Source organism: Humitalea sp. 24SJ18S-53, assembly GCF_050632385.1.
GTDB lineage: Bacteria > Pseudomonadota > Alphaproteobacteria > Acetobacterales > Acetobacteraceae > Humitalea.
Map to the genome: position 1 here is coordinate 4,681,659 of NZ_CP192599.1, position 15,477 is coordinate 4,697,135.

A 15,477-nucleotide genomic window follows, 5' to 3' on the forward strand; every position below is an offset into this window, starting at 1 on the left:
GCCATGGAAGGCGCCGTGCCCGCCAAGCGGCTACGCGCCGACCTGGCGCTGGTCGAACGCGGCCTCGCCGAAAGCCGCACCCGCGCCCAGGCCTATATCCTGGCGGGCAAGGTGTTTTCCGGCGAAGCCCGCATCAACAAACCCGGCGACCTGATCCGCCCCGACCAACCGCTGGACCTGCGCGGCCAGGACCACCCCTGGGTCAGCCGGGGCGGGTTGAAGCTGGACCATGCGCTGACGCATTTCGGCCTGGACCCGACCGGGCGGCTTTGCCTTGACATCGGCGCCTCGACCGGCGGTTTTACCGACGTTCTTTTGACGCGCGGGGCCGCCGGGGTCATCGCGGTGGATGTGGGCCACGGGCAACTGGCCTGGAACCTGCGCAACGACCCGCGCGTGACCGTGCTGGAACGGGTCAATGCCCGCCACCTGAGCGCCGAACAGGTGCCCGTACCCGCCGGCGCGCTGGTCTGCGACGCGTCCTTCATCGGATTGGGGACGGTGCTGCCGGCACCGCTGTCGCTCTGCGCGCCGGGGGCCTGGGCGGTGGCGCTGATCAAGCCGCAGTTCGAGGCCGGGCGCGGCCAGGTCGGCAAGGGCGGGGTGGTGCGCGACCCCGCGATCCACCAAGAAGTCTGTGATCGGGTGCGCGGCTGGTGGTCGGCGCTGCCCGGCTGGACGGTGTTGGGGATCGAGCCGAGCCCCATCCTGGGACCGGAAGGCAACCGCGAATTCCTGATCGCGGCGCAGCGGGACGAAACGAACTAACCCTTCAGCCTAACCCTGGGCCGGCCGCTTCACCGGCGGCGCCGGGCCAAGCCCGCCCGAAACCTCGGCCAGCAGCGACCAGATGCGTTCGGGATCCATACGGATCGCGGGGTCGTTCAACAGGGTCTCCAATTCAGCGATCTTTCGATCGCGCTCCTGTTGATTCATGGCCTGTCACTCCAGACGTGATCCCCTCAAGGCAGGCCGTCGTCGGTGACCCCAAAGGTCAGTCTGTTTAGGCCATCCCGGCACCAGGGGTGCGATCACACCCGCGTGCGTGAGATGCGCCGGCGGCGGATCAGCCCAGCATCGCGGGGACCATAAGCCCGACATTGTGCCGCATCATCGCCTCATAACTCGGGGCCGGTCCATCCGGGGGCGACAGGGCATCGGCGAACAACCGCCCCTGCACGCGCACCCCGGCCTCCGTGGCCAGGCGTTGCAAGGTGGCGGGCTGGCTCATGTTCTCGATGAAGACCGCGGTGATGTTGTCCTGCCGCAACTGGCGAATCAGGCGGGCGACCTGGGCGGCGCTGGCCTGGGCATCGGTCGAAACCCCCTGCGGGGCCAGGAAGCGCACGCCATAGGCGGCGGCGAACCAGCCGAAGGCGTCATGGCTGGTCACGACCACCCGCCGCGCCGCCGGAACCCGCGCGATCTCCGCCCGGACCCAGGCATCCAGGGCGGCCAGACGTGCCAGATAGGGTTCTGCTCCCGATGCCGTGATCCCGGCCGCGGCCAGCCCGGCGGCGATGTTGCGGACGTAATGTGCAGCGGCCGTCACATCCTGCCAGGCATGGGGGTCCGCGACCTCACGTGGTGCGGCACCACCATGGGCGTGACCGGGCATCATGCGGCGCGGCAGGCCCTCGGCGGCGGTGACCATGGGCACGGTCGGCGCGGCCCCGCGGGCGAGGCGGTCGAACCAGGGGTCGAAGCCCAAGCCATTGCGCAGCAGCATCTTGGCACCGCGCAGCGACCCGGCATCCGACGGGCGCGGCTGGAAGACATGGGCATCGGCATCCGGCCCGGCGATGGCGCGCACCGCCACCGCCTCGCCGCCCGTCTGGCGCAGCAGGTCGCCCAAAATGCTGAAGGAGGCGACGACGGGCGCGGCGGCCTGGCCTTGCGCCGTCCGGGCGATGGCGGGGGCTGCGAGCAGCGGGGCGAGGAGCAGGGAACGACGATTCATTGGAATGATATACTATTGCACAACGCGCCTGTCCAGACGGCGCTTACAGCATCATCCCGTGGCTGTCCGTGGCGGCGCGCCGATGGCGCGCCGCCTTATGGACGGCTTAGGCCGCCGCCTTCCAGGTTCCAATCAGGCCTTGCGCCACCAACGTCTCGGCGATCTGCACCGCGTTCAACGCAGCACCCTTGCGCAGATTGTCGGCGACGCACCAGAAGGCCAGGCCATGCGGCACGGTCGGGTCGCGGCGCAGGCGGGAGACGAACACGGGGTCCTCGCCGGCCGTCTCGCTCTGGGTGGCGTAGCCGCCGTCTTCGCGGTGGTCGAGCACGGTGATGCCCTCCTGCGCGCGCCAGGCGTCCCAGGCCTGCTTCTCGGTGATCGGCGTCTCGAACTCGACATGGATCGCCTCGGCATGGCCGATGAAGACCGGGACGCGGACGCAGGTCGCGATGACCTGGATATCCGGATCGAGGATCTTCCGCGTCTCCACGGCCATCTTCCATTCTTCCTTGGTCGAACCATCGTCCAGGAACTTGTCGATGTGCGGGATGCAGTTGAACGCGATCGGCTTGGTGAACTGCTCGATCGTCGGCGGATCGTTCACGTAGACGCCGCGCGTCTGGTTGAACAACTCGTCCATCGCATCCTTCCCGGCGCCGGACACGGCCTGGTAGGTCGCGACGACGACGCGCTTGATGCGGGCGATCTCATGCAGCGGCTTCAGCGCCACGACCATCTGGATGGTCGAGCAATTGGGCACCGCGATGATGCCGCGGCGGCGCACCTGGGCCAGGGCCTGCGGGTTCACCTCCGGCACCACCAGGGGGACGTCGGGCTCCATGCGGAACTGGCTGGTCTTGTCGATCACGATGGCGCCGGCGGCGGCCGCGCGCGGCCCATGGATGGCCGAGACGGAGGACCCCGCCGCGCCGAACACGATGTCGGTGCCCGTGAAATCGAAGGTGTCGAGGTTGCGGACCTTGAGGACCGTCTTCTCGCCGTAGGAAATCTCACGCCCGACCGAACGGGCGGAGGCCAGGGCAATGACCTCGCTGGCGGGGAACTCGCGCTCGGCCAGGGTTTTCAGCGTCTCGCGCCCGACCGCCCCGGTGGCGCCCATGACTGCGATCCTGTAACCCATGACCCTGTTCCTTGCGTGTGTGGATAACAGCGCGCGATTAGGGGAATCCACGGCGCACCGCAAGAAAGCCTTGCGCAGGGCGCCCATGCGGCAAGCGTCAGGGCGCCATCAACAGCATCCACAGCGGCAGGGTCAGCACCGCCGCCAGGTGCTCGGTCGTGGTGATGGCCGCCATCAGCGGCGCATCCCCGCCCATGGCCCGCGCCATGACATAGGATGTCGCGGCCGTCGGCAGCGCCATGAACAGCACGCAGATCGCCGTCGCCAGCGGGTCCAGCCCGAAGAGGATGCACAGCCCCCAGGTCATCAGCGGCATCACCAGCAGCTTCAGCGCGCCGGTCAGCGCCTGGGTGCCGATCCGGTCGCGCAGCGCATCGGCCGATAGCGCCGCCCCCACCGTCAGCAGCCCTAGCGCCACTGACGCCTGGCCCAGCACCCGCAGGATGGGCGACAGGCCGATCGGCACCCCACCCAGGACGGAAAAACCGAAGCCCGCGGCGCATCCGATGATCAGCGGGTTCAGCACCATCTGGCGCAGCACCGCGACCGGCCGCGGCCGCCGCCCGCCGCCGACGGCAAAAGCCAGCGTCGTCGCGACCTGCACGAAGGGCACGATCAGCCCCGTGGCGATGGCCCCGAGCGCGATGCCCGGCCCGCCAAAGACGCTGCCCGCGATGGCGAAGCCCATCAGGTTGTTGAAGCGGATGCCGCCCTGCAACACCGATGTCATGGCCGGATGCCCATGGCCGAGCGCCCGCGCCAGCAGCACCGACAGCACGGCCCCCAGCGACAGCGCCCCCCAGAACACCGCCGCCATCCGGCCCAGCGGCAGCGCCCCCAGATCGACACCGCCGATGCCATAGGCCAGCAGCGACGGCAGCAGCACCCAGAAGACCAGGCGCTCGATCCCCGCCCAGATCGCGTCGTCGCGCAACAGCCGCGCCCGCAGCACGGCCCCCAGGGCCAGCAGCCCGAAGGCCGGGGCAAAAGCATCGATCCAGGCGGTCATCGGCCCGGGGTGTGGCCCGGCCAGCCCGCCAGGACAAGCGGCCGATCAGCGGCGGGTCTGCACGTAGTCCCAGAAATTGAAGGCGAAATCCTGCGCCGGGCGGGTTCCGATATGGCAGGTGAAGCAGGCGCGGACCGATTCCGGCGTCGTGGCACCGGCCAGGCGCGTCCCGTCCGGGTTGAAGCGGGCGTATTCCCAATCGGCGTTGCGCCACTCGGCCGGGTAGGACTCGCCCCATCCCTGGTGTTTCTGCTGCACGGCGATGGCGATGTAGTTCGGCTCCGCGATGAAGCGGCCCTGCTGGTCCAGCAGCGGATTGCCATCGGGGCCGAGCCTGGCGCGCCGGTCGGCCATCACGATCATCGTATCGTTCGGCAACGGCTGGCCGGGCCGGGCGGCGGCAAAGGCTTCCGGGTTCACAAAAAGGAACCGGATGATCTTGCGGTCGGCCTTGTCCACCGTGGCATAGCGGATGAAACGGCTTTCCCAGTCGGGCGGCAGGTCGATGTTCAGCGGCCCGGCCACCGGTGCGGGCGATTGGGCGGCGGCGGGCACCCAGGACGGACCGCCCGCGACGACGGCCCCAAGGGCCAGGAGGCAGGCGGCGAGGCGAAACGATGGGATCATGGGAAACCTCCGGGCTGGGCGTCGGCTTGGCGGTGAAGGTTGCGGCAATCAGATGCTGACGCCGCGGCACTTTGCAACCCACGGGCAGCGCGCGTGTTCATCCGGCGCGATCGATGCGCATGGGGCGCCGCGAACAAGGATGCCTGCATGACCACGGGTCGCGCGCTCGATGCGCTCAATTTCTTCCTGGCCGATGTCCGCGACGGGCTGGGGCCTTACCTGGCGGTCTATCTTCTGGCGGCCCATAACTGGGATGCGGGCAGCATCGGCGTGGCCCTGGCGGCGTCAGGCGTCGCGGGGCTGCTGGCGCAGGCCCCGGGCGGGATGCTGGTGGATGCGCTGCGGGCCAGGCGCGGGCTGATCGCGGTCGCGGCGGCCATCGTCGCCGCAACCTGCATCGCGGTGCCGCTGATGCCCGGCTTTTGGCCGGTGCTGCTGTCACAGGTCGTGTCGGGCGCCGCGGCTTCGGTCTTTGCCCCGGCGATCGCGGCGCTGACCCTGGGGGTCGCGGGCCGGGCCGCGTTCACCCGACGCACCGGGCGGAATGAATCCTTCAACCACGCCGGCAACGCCTTCGCCGCGGCGACGGCGGGCGGGCTGTCGTATTTTTTCGGCCCGATCGTGGTGTTCTGGCTGCTGGCGATCATGGCGGTGCTCAGCATCGCCGCCGTGCTGCGCATTCCGGCCGCGGCGATCGACCACGACGTGGCGCGCGGGCTGGAGGCCGGGGGCGCCCGCGCTGCCTCCGCCCCTTCGGCCTGGTCGGCGCTCCTGGCATCCCGCCCGCTGCTGGTCTTCGCCGGATGCGTCGCGCTGTTCCACGCGGCCAATGCCGCGATGCTGCCGCTGGTCGGCCAGAAACTCGCCCAGACGGATGCGGCGCAGGCGACGGCGCTGATGTCGGTCTGCATCGTGGCGGCCCAGGTGGTGATGGTGCCGATGGCGCTGCTGGTCGGTGCCAGGGCCGATACCTGGGGCCGCAAGGCGCTGTTCCTGGGCGGGTTCTGCGTGCTGGCGGCGCGCGGTGGCCTCTACACCCTGTCGGATGATCCCTTCTGGCTGGTCGGCGTGCAGTTGCTGGATGGTGTCGGCGCGGGGCTGTTCGGGGCCTTGTTCCCGATCATCGTCGCCGACCTGACGCGCGGCACCGGGCATTTCAGCGCGGCCCTGGGCGCGATCGCCACGGCCCAGGGCATCGGCGCCAGCCTGAGCGTCGGGGCCGCCGGGTTCATCGTGGTCTGGGGCGGGTATTCGATGGCCTTCCTTGTGCTGGCCGGCATCGCGGTCTTGGGGGCGCTGGTGTTCTGGCGGATGATGCCGGAAACATCGCCCGACCTGACCACCGCCGGCAGCCACGCACGCCTTTCGCCAAAAGAGGCGTGACGCCCGGATGCCATCGGCGCGATGCTGGCCAGGCGGCATCTGAGAGGGACCTCCCATGCGCACGGCAACACTCCTGGTGGCCGGCATCTTCGCTGTCGGCGTCGTGGCCCTTTTCGCGCGGCACCCGGTCACGCCGGGCGGCCGCGGCGGACCGCCGCCGCAAAGCCGCCCGGCGCCATCCATCGGCCTGGCGCCCGCCCCCGCCCCCATGCAAGCAGCCGCCGCGCCGCCCGCCTGGCAGGTCCCCGACCCCGACGCCCTGCCCGACACCCCCTTCGCCCGCAGCGTGCGCCACGGTCGCGACCTGATCGCAAAGACCTCCTCGCTGATCGGCCCCGACAATGCCGATCCGGCGCGGCGCTTCGCCGGCAATGGGCTGGACTGCCAATCCTGCCATCTGCAGGCCGGCACGCAGCAATTCGCCCTGCCGCTGGCGGGCATCTGGGGGGTCTTTCCCGAATTCATCGGGCGCGAGGGCGAGGTCCGCACCCTGGAAGACCGCATCAACGGCTGCATGCAGCGCAGCATGAACGGCCGCGCCCTGGCCCCCGACGGGGACGAGATGAAGGCGATGCTGAGCTACATCCGCTTCATCAGCGGCGATGAGCGCGTCGGCCAGTCGCTGACCGGCCGGGGCTCCCCGGTGCTGCCGCTGCCCAGCCGCGCGGCCGATCCCGAAAAGGGGCGAGCGGTCCACGCCGCCTCCTGCGCCGTCTGTCATGGCGACGACGGCCAGGGCCAGCGCCTGGATGCGGCCGAGGCCGCGACTGCCGGCCGGCGCTACCGCTTCCCGCCGCTCTGGGGTCCGGACAGCTACAATGACGGCGCCGGCATGGGGCGCGTCATCACCGCCGCGCGCTTCGTGCATGCCAATATGCCGATGGGCACCACCTTCGAAACGCCGCAGATCTCGGCCGAAGATGCTTTTGACGTCATGGCTTTCATCAACAGCCAGCCACGGCCGCATATGGCGGGGACCGAGGCGGATTACCCGAACCATGCGCTGAAGCCCGTGGACGCCGGCTACCCGCCCTTCATCGGCCCCTTCCCCGCGGCGCAGCACCGGTTTGGGCCATGGCAGCCGATCCTGGATTGGCTGCGCGACAACCCCCGCGCCAATTAAGCGGCTTCCCGATACCCCAGCAGCCGCAGCGCATTCGCCACCACCGCGACGGTGGAACCCTCGTGCAGGAACACCGCCACCCCCAGCGGCAAGCCCAGCATCGCGGATGGCACCAGCACCGCCACCATCCCCAGGCTGATCCACAGGTTTTGGTGAATGATCCGCCCGGTCTGCCGGCTCAGCCCGATGGCAAAGGGCAGCCGCCCCAGGTCATCGCCCATCAGCGCGATATCGGCGGTTTCCAGCGCCACATCCGATCCGGCCGCGCCCATGGCGATGCCGATGTCGGCGACCGCCAGCGCGGGCGCGTCATTCACCCCATCGCCCACCATCGCCACGCGATGCCCGGCCCGCAGCAACCCGATGGCCGCGACCTTGTCGGCCGGCATCAGGTCGCCCCAGGCCTCGTCCAGCCCGACCTGGCCCGCGACGGCCCCGGCCACGCGCGGATTGTCGCCCGACAGCATCACCATCCGCGCGATGCCCAGGCCGCGCAGCCGCGCGATCACCGCCGCCGCCGTGGGGCGCGGCGTGTCCATCAACCCGATCACGCCCAGCACGCGATCGCCGCGCCGCACCACCATGGTCGTGCGCCCATCCTGTTCCAGATCGGCGATCATGCGGAGCACCGGGGTCGCCAGGGGCGGGCCGTCGATCTCACCGAACAACGCGGCCTTGCCGACGAAGACCGGGTCGTCCCCGATCCGTGCGCTCAACCCCCGGCCGGTGATGCTTTGCAGGTCGTCGGCGACCAGGGGCACCGCGCCCGGCGGCAGCATGGCCCGCCCGTCGCGCACCACCGCGGCGGCCAGGGGGTGGTCGCTCAGGCTTTCGACCGCGATGGCGACGGCCAAGAATTCGGCGGCGTCCCCCCCGGGGGCCGGGCGCGCGTCGGTCACCCTTGGCCGCCCCTCGGTCAAGGTGCCGGTCTTGTCGAAGGCGATGGCGCCGATCCCGCCCAGGATCTCCAGCGGCCCGCCCCCCTTGATCAGCACCCCGCCCCGCGCCGCCCGTGCGACACCGGACAGGACGGCGCTGGGGGTCGAGATCGCCAGCGCACAGGGGCTGGCGCCCACCAGCACCGCCATCGCGCGATAGAAACTGGCGGCAAACGACTCGTCCACCACCACCCAGGCAAACAGCAGCAGCCCGACGATGCCGAGCACGACCGGCACGAAGCCGCGCTCGAACCGTTCGGTGAAACGCTGTGTCTGGGATTTATGGGCTTCGGCCTCGTTCACCATCCGCACCAGCCGGGCGAGCGTGCTGTCCTGGGCCATGCGCGTCACCATCACCTCCAGCACGCCATGGCCGTTGATGGTGCCGGCAAAGACGCGGTGTTCCGCGGCCACGCCATCCGGCCGCTGGCTCGCGCGCGAAAAATCATCCACCGCGCGCTTGTCGATCGGCACGCTTTCGCCGGTGATCGGCGCCTGGTCCACGCTGCTGCTGCCGTGGACGACAAAACCATCGGCGGGGATGCGGGTATTGGGGCGGATGATGATGATGTCGCGCAGCACCAGATCCTCGACCGGGACCTCGGCCGTGGTGTCGCCCCGGCGCACTTCCGCGGTCAGCGGCGCCAGCGCGGTCAGCGCCGCGATGGCGCGCCGCGCGCGGCCCATGGCGTAATGTTCCAGCGCATGGCCCAGGGTGAAGAGGAACAGCAGCAACGCGGCCTCGGCCCAGGCGCCCAGCACGGCGGCGCCAACCGCCGCGATCAGCATCAGTGTGTCGATATCGAGCCGCCCCGCCCGCAGCGCCTGGAACGCGCCGCGAAGGGTGAAGACGCCGCCAAAGCCGCAGGCCAGGATGTAGAGCGCGTGCGGCAACCAGGCCGGCGCCGCCGTCAGCACCGACAGCGTGACCCCGGTGGCGAGCAAGGTGCCGCAGGCCAGGGCGAAGCCCAGTTCGACACTGGCCAGGCTGTGGGAATCGGCGGCGCGGGTCACGCCAGCAGCGGTTTGATCTCATCGGCCGTTGGCACGCGGCCCATGGTCTTCACCACCCCATCCACCGCCAGGGCCGGCGTGCGCATCACCCCCATCGCGGCGATCGCCGCGGGGTCGGTCACCTTCTCGATCGTGAAGGCCAGGCCGAGCGTGCGCGCCGCCTGTTCGGCGTGCTCGGCCAGAGTGCGGCATTTGGCGCAGCCGGCGCCGAGGATCTGGATGTTCATGATGGGCTCCCTGACGAAAGGGTTTGGGCGGGCCGGCGTGGCGGCAGCATGCGCCGCAACGTGCCGTCTTTCATCACGACGTGGTGCCAAAGCGCGGCGGCGACATGCGCGGCCACGACGGCCAGCAGCAGGTTGCCCATCACCTCATGCACCTCTCCCCAAAGCCGGCCGCCAGGGATAGGCAACGGGGCCGGCAGGTCCAGGCTACCGAAGACCGTGACCTGGCGACCACGCGCCCAGCGGTCGAACAGCCCCGACAGCGGCAGGGCGATCGTCAGCACCGTCAGCGCCACATGCACCGCGACCGCGGCCAGATGCTGCCAGCGCGGCTGGCCCGGCACTGGTGGCAGCGGCGACACCGCCCGCCACGCCACACGCAGTGCGGCGAACCCCAGCACCAGCACGCCCAGGCTGTAGTGCACCATCGTCGCCGCATCGCGGCCGGCGCCGCGCGGGAACCATTCCATCGTGCTGCCGGTCAGCCAGGCCAGCACCACCAGCAGCGCCACACCCCAATGCATCGCGCGGGTGGCGATGCCATGGGGCCGTGCGTCGATGTCGTTCGTCATGTCCGCAGCACCAGGTTGAACACAAAGCCGACCAGCAGGATGCCGGCGGCGACGACCGCGACGAAGGTCGCGATCAACCGCGGCTTCAGCACGCGGCGCAGGATCAGCATTTCCGGCAGCGACAGCGCCACCACCGACATCATGAACGCCAGCACCGTGCCGAGTGCAGCACCCTTGCCCAACAGCGCCTCCACCACCGGGATCACGCCGGCGGCGTTGGAATACATCGGGATGCCGAGCAGCACCGCCAGCGGCACCGACCACCAGGCATCGCGCCCCATGAAGGAGGCGAGGAATTCCTCCGGCATATAGCCATGGATGCCGGCGCCGACCGCGATCCCGACGACGATCCAGGGCCAGACCTTGGCCACGATCTCGACCACCGCCTCACGCCCCAGGCGAATACGGTCGGTCCAGGTCAGGGGCGCGTCGCCGGTGGGGGCGGCCACGGCGCGCTGCGCCAGCACCCAATCCTCGACCCAGCGTTCCAGTCGCATCCGCCCCAGCACCCAGCCCGCACCGATCGCAACCGACAGGCCGAGCACCAGATAAAGAGCGGCGACCTTCCAGCCGAACATCGCCAGCAGCAGACCCAGCGCGACCTCGTTCACCATGGGCGCCGAGATCAGGAAGGAAAACGTGACACCCAGCGGCACACCGGCCGAGACGAAGCCGATGAACAGCGGCACGGCAGAACAGGAACAGAAGGGCGTGACGATGCCGAGCGTCGCCGCCAGCACATTGCCCAGACCCTCGCGGCGCCCGGCCAGGACGGCACGGGTGCGTTCGGCCGAAAAGAACGAGCGGACGATGCCCATGGCGAAGACCACGCCCGTCAGCAGCAGAAGCACCTTTGGCGTGTCGTAGAGGAAGAACCAAACAGCCTCACCCAGCCGTGTCCCGCGTGTCAGCGGCAAGGCCGAGAACACCGCATCCGCCATCGGCACCAGGCTTGCATAGAGCAGCACCCAGACCGGCAGGGCCAGCAACCACAACAGCACGGGGTCGAAGGCAGGGGCGCGCAAGTCTCGGGCGGGCATTGGGGGGTAATCCTGGCGGCGGCGCCGCTGCATGGCGCATCCCGCCACGGCGCGCCTTGATCCGTCGCAATGCGCGCCGGTTCAGGGGCCCCAATCGACGATGGTCAGATCCATCGGCATCGCACCGCGCACCTGGCGCGGTGGTGTGATGGGCGTCAGCGTCATGCGCGACCCGGTGCCCTCGGCCCGATCGAAATCCGCCGTCCCCGCCGGGTTAAATGCCGTCACGGCAAAGGCATCGAAGACCGAGGGAATCCCATTCGACATCAGCGCCGATGGGCCGTCCATCACATGCAGATGCAAATGCGGCGCAACGCTATTGCCGGTATTGCCGACCGCGCCCAGCACATCGCCTCGCTTGACGCGCGCGCCCGCCTGCACCGCGACACTGCCCGGCCGCAGATGCGCGTAGAGCACGAAGGCGCCGCCACCGATGTCCAACACAACGAAGTTTCCGTCCGCCTGTTCGATCGGCAGGTCCGCCGGATAGGTGCCGGGCACCTGTTCGGGCAAACCGTCCAGCGCCGCCACGACCGACCCATCCGCCACCGCCAGCACCGGCGCGCCATGGATGCGATAACTGCGCGGGTCGGTGCGTTCGCCGACGAAAATACGGTCATCATCGTCCAGCCGCTCCCAATCCACGGCAAAGCGCTGCGCCAGGCGAAAGCGCCCGTTCAACGGCAACAGCGCGCGGATATGCCGCGTGGAATCGCAGCAGCCATCGCCCACGATGTAGCGCCCGCCACGCAGCGGCGGGCCCAACACCGGCGGCGGCGTCACGATCACCGGGCTCTGCCCGATGGCCAGGCGCAACACCTGGCGCGCCGGCTCGGCGTAGAGTTCGACGTCATGCACCACCCCCGCCGGCGTGGGGCCATCGGCTGGTAGCGCCAGATGCAGGAAGCCGATGCCGAATTGTCCCGCGCCCAGCACCGTGCCGCCCTTGTCGCGTTGGGCACCGATTTCGAACCGCCGGGCGATCTCGGCCTCGTCCAGCGTGCCCAGGGTTGCGCCGCTGGTGGTGTCGCTGATGGTGATGCGGCGCAGATGCACCGGGCCGGGCATCACGTTCAGCAGTTGCAGCTCATACAGCATGTGCCGCTGCCCATCGGCACCCGGAAAGATCCATGGGGGCGCCAGGACCTCGGCGACCAGGGGAAAAGGCTGCGGCACGGGTTGCGCCCGCCCAGGACCGGGATGGGCCAAGGCAAGGCAGAGAAGGGCAGCAAACAGGGCGCGACGCATGGGCGTCCTCCTACCGATGCCGCGCAACGATCAAGCGGTCGGCGCGAAGGTGACGACAACCGGCCCTGCGTTGCGGAGGCGCGATGCACAACCTGCGCATGAATGCTTCCAATCCGCACGACCTGTGCGTTAGGCTTCCATCAAAATGTAACGATAAGAACAAGGGATGGAAAGCATGTTGCGTCGAACCCTGTGGATGCTTGTGGCCCTGCCGTTGCTGGCATGGTCGCAGATCAGCCTCGCCTTCGATACCTCGCGCTCGACGACACTGGACGCGCTGCTGCAAAAGGCCGTGGCCGATAGCCGCGTCTCCGCCATCACCGCGCTTGTGGTGCGCGCCGACGGGGAGGTGCTGTACCAGGGCGCCGCCGGGCGCCGCGACCCCGCCGCAGCCGAACCGGTCGCGGCCAACCAGTTGTTCCGCCTGGCCTCGATGACCAAGCCCTTCACCTCGGTCGCGGTGATGCAACTGATCGAGCAGGGGCGGCTGAACCTCGACGATCCGCTATCGCGCCACCTGCCGGCCTTCGCCAACCTGCGGGTGGTGCGCGAGGGCGGGGCCACCGAACCCGCGGCGCGCGAGCCCACGATCCGCGACCTGCTGCGGCACACCTCGGGCCTGTCCTACACCTTCCTGAACCTGCCTGGTGTCGTGGAGGAATACCGGCGGCTTGGCGTCGATGACGGCCTGGCGCAGCCGGATCGCGCGCTGGACGACAACATGGCACGCCTGGCGCAGGCCCCGCTCGCGGTGCAGCCGGGCAGCGCCTGGCGCTACAGCCTCAGCACCGATGTGCTGGGCGCGGTGGTGACGAAGGTCACGGGCCAGCCGCTCGATGCCTATCTGCGCGAACATGTGGCGGCGCCGCTGCGGCTGGACAGCTTCACCTTTCGCGTCGCCGGCGCCGAACGGCCGCGCATGGTGGTGCCGGTCTTCCCCGAGGATGGGCGCGGCCTGATCCCGATGGCCAGCCCGCAGACGGTGCCCTACCCGCTGTCGCGCGGCACCTGGACGGCGGACCCGGAACGCGCCTTCAGCGCCACCGCCTATCCCTCCGGCGGCGCCGGCGCGACCGCGACGATCGGCGATTACGCTCGTTTCGCACGGATGCTGCTGAACGAGGGTGCGTTGGATGGCGCGCGCATCCTGCGGGCCGAAACGGTGGCGGCGATGCGGGCGCCGCAGACGGGCGGCATGGCGATCAACCTGCGCGGGCCGGGCAATGACTTCGGCTTCGGCTTCGCCGTTGTCACCGATCCGGCGGCGGCCAATACGCGCCAGCCGGTCGGCACCTATTCCTGGGGCGGCATCTACGGCACCGGCTTTTGGGTCGATCCGGTGAACCGCATCGCCATCGTGGTGATGACCCAGACCGGCGTGAACGGCGGCGTGGTGGCCGGTGAGGTGCGTGAGGCCGTCTACGCCGCGATGCAATAGGCGGCGGGGCCTCAGCCCCGCCGCAGGTTCCACAGCATCGGGTTCGGCCCCTGCAACACGCCCGTCAGGTCGCTGCGGAAGGCCGTGCGCAGCACGAATTGCCCGGTCGGTGCGAAGGGCACCGCGTCCCACCCGACGCGCTGCACCTCGGCGAAGGCGGCCGCCTGCGCCTCGGCCGTCGGGGCGCGCAGCCAGGACTGGACCCCGGCCTCGATCCCGTCATCCGTCGGCCAACCGAACCAGGCGGCTTCGCCATTCGCGCGCACGATCGGGTTGACGGCAGGGTTGGCGGTGCCGGCCGCCGGCAGGTTCGTGTGAAAGATGTTCCACCCCCCCTGCGCCGGCGGGCCCTTGTTGGCGCGGCGGGCGACGATGGTCGGCCAATCGGCCTCGATCAGATCCACATCCACGCCCGCCCGGCGCAGGATCTCGGCGGTGATGCGGCCCTGCGGCACGATCGCGGCAAAATCGGTCGGGTTGATGATGGTGATCTTCTCGCCCGCATAGCCCGCGGCGCGCAGGGCCGCGCGGGGGTCGCGCATCACGGCGGGCGGCGGCGCTTCGACCACCCCCGGCAGGCCGCAGGCAAACAGCGCGCGGCAATCGCGCCCATCGCCGGGCAGTGCCACGGCGGCCATGTAGTCGGCCTGCGACGCACCGATCAGGTCGCGCACCGCCCGGCGCAGCGCCACCTTGTCGAAGGGCGCGTGCAGGTGGTTGAAACGCAAGAACCCTAGGAATCCGTTGGGGTCGTAGACCTGCGTCGTGATACCCCGCTCGCGCGCCAGGATCGGCACCAGGTCGGGCAGCGGGTATTCGACCCAATCGACTTCGGCCGTGCGCAGCGCCGCGACGGCGGTGCCGGGGTCGGGGATCCAGACCAGGTCTAGCCGGTCGAAATGCACGCGCTTGCCACCCGAAGCACTTTCCGCCGGCTCGTCGCGCGGCACATAGCCGTCGAACTTCGCGTAACCCGCGCGGGCGGCGGGGATGAACTGGTCCGGCAGCCAGCGCCACGGGCCCGATCCCACGATCTCGGTGATCGCGCGATCGGGCGGGGTGTCCGCCAGGCGTTGCGGCATGATGAAGGCGGGGGTCGCGACCGGCTTGGCCAGCGCGTCCAGCAGCGCGGGAAACGGGCGGATCAGCCGGATGGTCAGCGTCCGGTCGTCCGGCGTGCCCCATTCGGCCACGGCTTCCGCCAGGATGCGGCCAAACCCGTCGCGCTGCGCCCAGCGCCGCAGGCTGGCGACGCAATCCACCGACCGCACCGGCGCGCCATCGTGGAAGCGCAACCCGTCGCGCAACCGGATGGTCCACAGCAAGCCATCGGCGGACACGCTGTGCCCTTCGGCCATTTGCGGCCGCGGTTCCAGCCGCGCGTTCACGCCATACAGCGTGTCGAAGACGCAAAAGCCATGCGTGGTGCTGATCGTGGTCGGTTGCAGGATCGGGTCCAGCCCGACCAGCCCCGCCTGCGGCATGAAGCGCAGGGTGCGTGACTGCGGCGATTGCGCGAGTGCGGGGGCCGCCAGAAGGGTTGCGGCGAAAAGGCTGCGGCGATGCATCATCGTGTGTCCTCCTCCCGACCCGGTCTGGCGGAGGAAGGATGCGTCGACGGACCCATGGCCTGAACAGGCTGCAAGGTGACCGCGCGGCCCATCGATCCCTACGCCGGTCTTAACCGGATCAGGTTCCAGGGGTCGCGGTCGCCCGCCTCTCAGCCCGAAATGGGCTCCCCCCGATGTCCGAGATCG

15 protein-coding genes and 1 riboswitch are annotated in these 15,477 nt (G+C 70.0%); of the genes, 4 read left to right on the forward strand and 11 right to left on the reverse strand.

The features are described 5' to 3' along the window. Positions 1-3: 3 nt before the first annotated feature. Entirely contained in the window at positions 4-768 is a 765-nt protein-coding gene (locus ACQW02_RS22505) for a TlyA family RNA methyltransferase (RefSeq protein ID WP_431282145.1), read from the forward strand. A gap of 9 nt (positions 769-777) precedes the next feature. On the opposite strand, the gene ACQW02_RS22510 is transcribed toward ACQW02_RS22505, so the two are convergent. The 5 genes from ACQW02_RS22510 to ACQW02_RS22530 all read right to left on the reverse strand — a co-directional run bounded on the left by ACQW02_RS22510 (position 778) and on the right by ACQW02_RS22530 (position 4,740). Beyond that, on the reverse strand, positions 778-936 hold the full coding sequence (locus tag ACQW02_RS22510) for a peptide chain release factor 1 (protein ID WP_431282146.1): 159 nt from the start codon (positions 934-936) through the stop codon (positions 778-780). A gap of 130 nt (positions 937-1,066) precedes the next feature. Beyond that, entirely contained in the window at positions 1,067-1,960 is an 894-nt protein-coding gene (locus tag ACQW02_RS22515; protein ID WP_431282147.1) for a metal ABC transporter solute-binding protein, Zn/Mn family, read from the reverse strand. A 106-nt stretch (positions 1,961-2,066) separates the two neighbouring features. Further along, positions 2,067-3,104 (reverse strand): aspartate-semialdehyde dehydrogenase, encoded by a 1,038-nt coding sequence (locus tag ACQW02_RS22520; RefSeq protein ID WP_431282148.1) that lies wholly within the window; start codon positions 3,102-3,104, stop codon positions 2,067-2,069. A gap of 97 nt (positions 3,105-3,201) precedes the next feature. Continuing rightward, on the reverse strand, positions 3,202-4,113 hold the full coding sequence (locus ACQW02_RS22525) for an AEC family transporter (RefSeq protein WP_431282149.1): 912 nt from the start codon (positions 4,111-4,113) through the stop codon (positions 3,202-3,204). Between the two features lie 45 nt (positions 4,114-4,158). Further along, positions 4,159-4,740 (reverse strand): cytochrome P460 family protein, encoded by a 582-nt coding sequence (locus ACQW02_RS22530; RefSeq protein WP_431282150.1) that lies wholly within the window; start codon positions 4,738-4,740, stop codon positions 4,159-4,161. 147 nt (positions 4,741-4,887) lie between these two features. Between ACQW02_RS22530 and ACQW02_RS22535 the strand changes: the two genes are divergently transcribed. Beyond that, positions 4,888-6,123, forward strand: coding sequence for an MFS transporter (locus ACQW02_RS22535; protein WP_431282151.1), 1,236 nt, complete (start codon positions 4,888-4,890; stop codon positions 6,121-6,123). A gap of 55 nt (positions 6,124-6,178) precedes the next feature. Continuing rightward, on the forward strand, positions 6,179-7,246 hold the full coding sequence (locus ACQW02_RS22540) for a c-type cytochrome (RefSeq protein WP_431282152.1): 1,068 nt from the start codon (positions 6,179-6,181) through the stop codon (positions 7,244-7,246). On the opposite strand, the gene ACQW02_RS22545 is transcribed toward ACQW02_RS22540, so the two are convergent. From ACQW02_RS22545 to ACQW02_RS22565, 5 genes are all read right to left on the reverse strand, one after another. Continuing rightward, positions 7,243-9,198 carry a heavy metal translocating P-type ATPase gene (locus tag ACQW02_RS22545; RefSeq protein WP_431282153.1) on the reverse strand — a complete coding sequence of 652 codons (1,956 nt, stop codon included), beginning with the start codon at positions 9,196-9,198 and terminating at the stop codon, positions 7,243-7,245. The two genes, ACQW02_RS22540 and ACQW02_RS22545, sit on opposite strands and share 4 nt — an antisense overlap. After that, entirely contained in the window at positions 9,195-9,425 is a 231-nt protein-coding gene (locus ACQW02_RS22550) for a thioredoxin family protein (RefSeq protein WP_431282154.1), read from the reverse strand. Before ACQW02_RS22550 ends, ACQW02_RS22545 begins: the two co-directional genes overlap by 4 nt. Continuing rightward, the gene (locus ACQW02_RS22555; RefSeq protein WP_431282155.1) at positions 9,422-9,994 is read right to left on the reverse strand and encodes a cytochrome b; all 573 of its coding nucleotides are present in this window, start codon (positions 9,992-9,994) and stop codon (positions 9,422-9,424) included. Before ACQW02_RS22555 ends, ACQW02_RS22550 begins: the two co-directional genes overlap by 4 nt. Then, positions 9,991-11,034: a permease gene (locus ACQW02_RS22560; RefSeq protein ID WP_431282156.1), complete on the reverse strand. Its 1,044-nt coding sequence runs from the start codon at positions 11,032-11,034 to the stop codon at positions 9,991-9,993. The genes ACQW02_RS22555 and ACQW02_RS22560 overlap by 4 nt, the downstream gene beginning before the upstream one ends. Before the next feature lie 81 nt (positions 11,035-11,115). After that, complete coding sequence (locus ACQW02_RS22565; protein ID WP_431282157.1) at positions 11,116-12,282, reverse strand: M23 family metallopeptidase; 1,167 nt, start codon at positions 12,280-12,282, stop codon at positions 11,116-11,118. Positions 12,283-12,457: 175 nt separating this feature from the next. Between ACQW02_RS22565 and ACQW02_RS22570 the strand changes: the two genes are divergently transcribed. Then, a complete protein-coding gene (locus ACQW02_RS22570) occupies positions 12,458-13,720 on the forward strand; it encodes a serine hydrolase domain-containing protein (RefSeq protein ID WP_431282158.1) in 1,263 nt (420 codons plus the stop codon). Between the two features lie 11 nt (positions 13,721-13,731). Here ACQW02_RS22570 and ACQW02_RS22575 read toward each other — a convergent pair whose 3' ends face one another. Beyond that, positions 13,732-15,291: an ABC transporter substrate-binding protein gene (locus ACQW02_RS22575; RefSeq protein WP_431282159.1), complete on the reverse strand. Its 1,560-nt coding sequence runs from the start codon at positions 15,289-15,291 to the stop codon at positions 13,732-13,734. 77 nt (positions 15,292-15,368) lie between these two features. Beyond that, a riboswitch (TPP riboswitch) is annotated at positions 15,369-15,472 on the reverse strand. Positions 15,473-15,477 lie beyond the last annotated feature (5 nt).

Excerpts from the sequence above, each read along its gene's own strand:
- ACQW02_RS22515 (WP_431282147.1), bottom strand. The coding sequence starts at position 1,960 with ATGAATCGTCGTTCCCTGCTCCTCGCCCCGCTGCTCGCAGCCCCCGCC.
- ACQW02_RS22560 (WP_431282156.1), bottom strand. The coding sequence starts at position 11,034 with ATGCCCGCCCGAGACTTGCGCGCCCCTGCCTTCGACCCCGTGCTGTTG.
- ACQW02_RS22570 (WP_431282158.1), top strand. The coding sequence starts at position 12,458 with ATGTTGCGTCGAACCCTGTGGATGCTTGTGGCCCTGCCGTTGCTGGCA.
- ACQW02_RS22510 (WP_431282146.1), bottom strand. The coding sequence starts at position 936 with ATGAATCAACAGGAGCGCGATCGAAAGATCGCTGAATTGGAGACCCTG.
- ACQW02_RS22530 (WP_431282150.1), bottom strand. The coding sequence starts at position 4,740 with ATGATCCCATCGTTTCGCCTCGCCGCCTGCCTCCTGGCCCTTGGGGCC.
- ACQW02_RS22565 (WP_431282157.1), bottom strand. The coding sequence starts at position 12,282 with ATGCGTCGCGCCCTGTTTGCTGCCCTTCTCTGCCTTGCCTTGGCCCAT.
- ACQW02_RS22575 (WP_431282159.1), bottom strand. The coding sequence starts at position 15,291 with ATGATGCATCGCCGCAGCCTTTTCGCCGCAACCCTTCTGGCGGCCCCC.
- ACQW02_RS22540 (WP_431282152.1), top strand. The coding sequence starts at position 6,179 with ATGCGCACGGCAACACTCCTGGTGGCCGGCATCTTCGCTGTCGGCGTC.
- ACQW02_RS22520 (WP_431282148.1), bottom strand. The coding sequence starts at position 3,104 with ATGGGTTACAGGATCGCAGTCATGGGCGCCACCGGGGCGGTCGGGCGC.
- ACQW02_RS22550 (WP_431282154.1), bottom strand. The coding sequence starts at position 9,425 with ATGAACATCCAGATCCTCGGCGCCGGCTGCGCCAAATGCCGCACTCTG.
- ACQW02_RS22555 (WP_431282155.1), bottom strand. The coding sequence starts at position 9,994 with ATGACGAACGACATCGACGCACGGCCCCATGGCATCGCCACCCGCGCG.
- ACQW02_RS22535 (WP_431282151.1), top strand. The coding sequence starts at position 4,888 with ATGACCACGGGTCGCGCGCTCGATGCGCTCAATTTCTTCCTGGCCGAT.
- ACQW02_RS22525 (WP_431282149.1), bottom strand. The coding sequence starts at position 4,113 with ATGACCGCCTGGATCGATGCTTTTGCCCCGGCCTTCGGGCTGCTGGCC.
- ACQW02_RS22505 (WP_431282145.1), top strand. The coding sequence starts at position 4 with ATGGAAGGCGCCGTGCCCGCCAAGCGGCTACGCGCCGACCTGGCGCTG.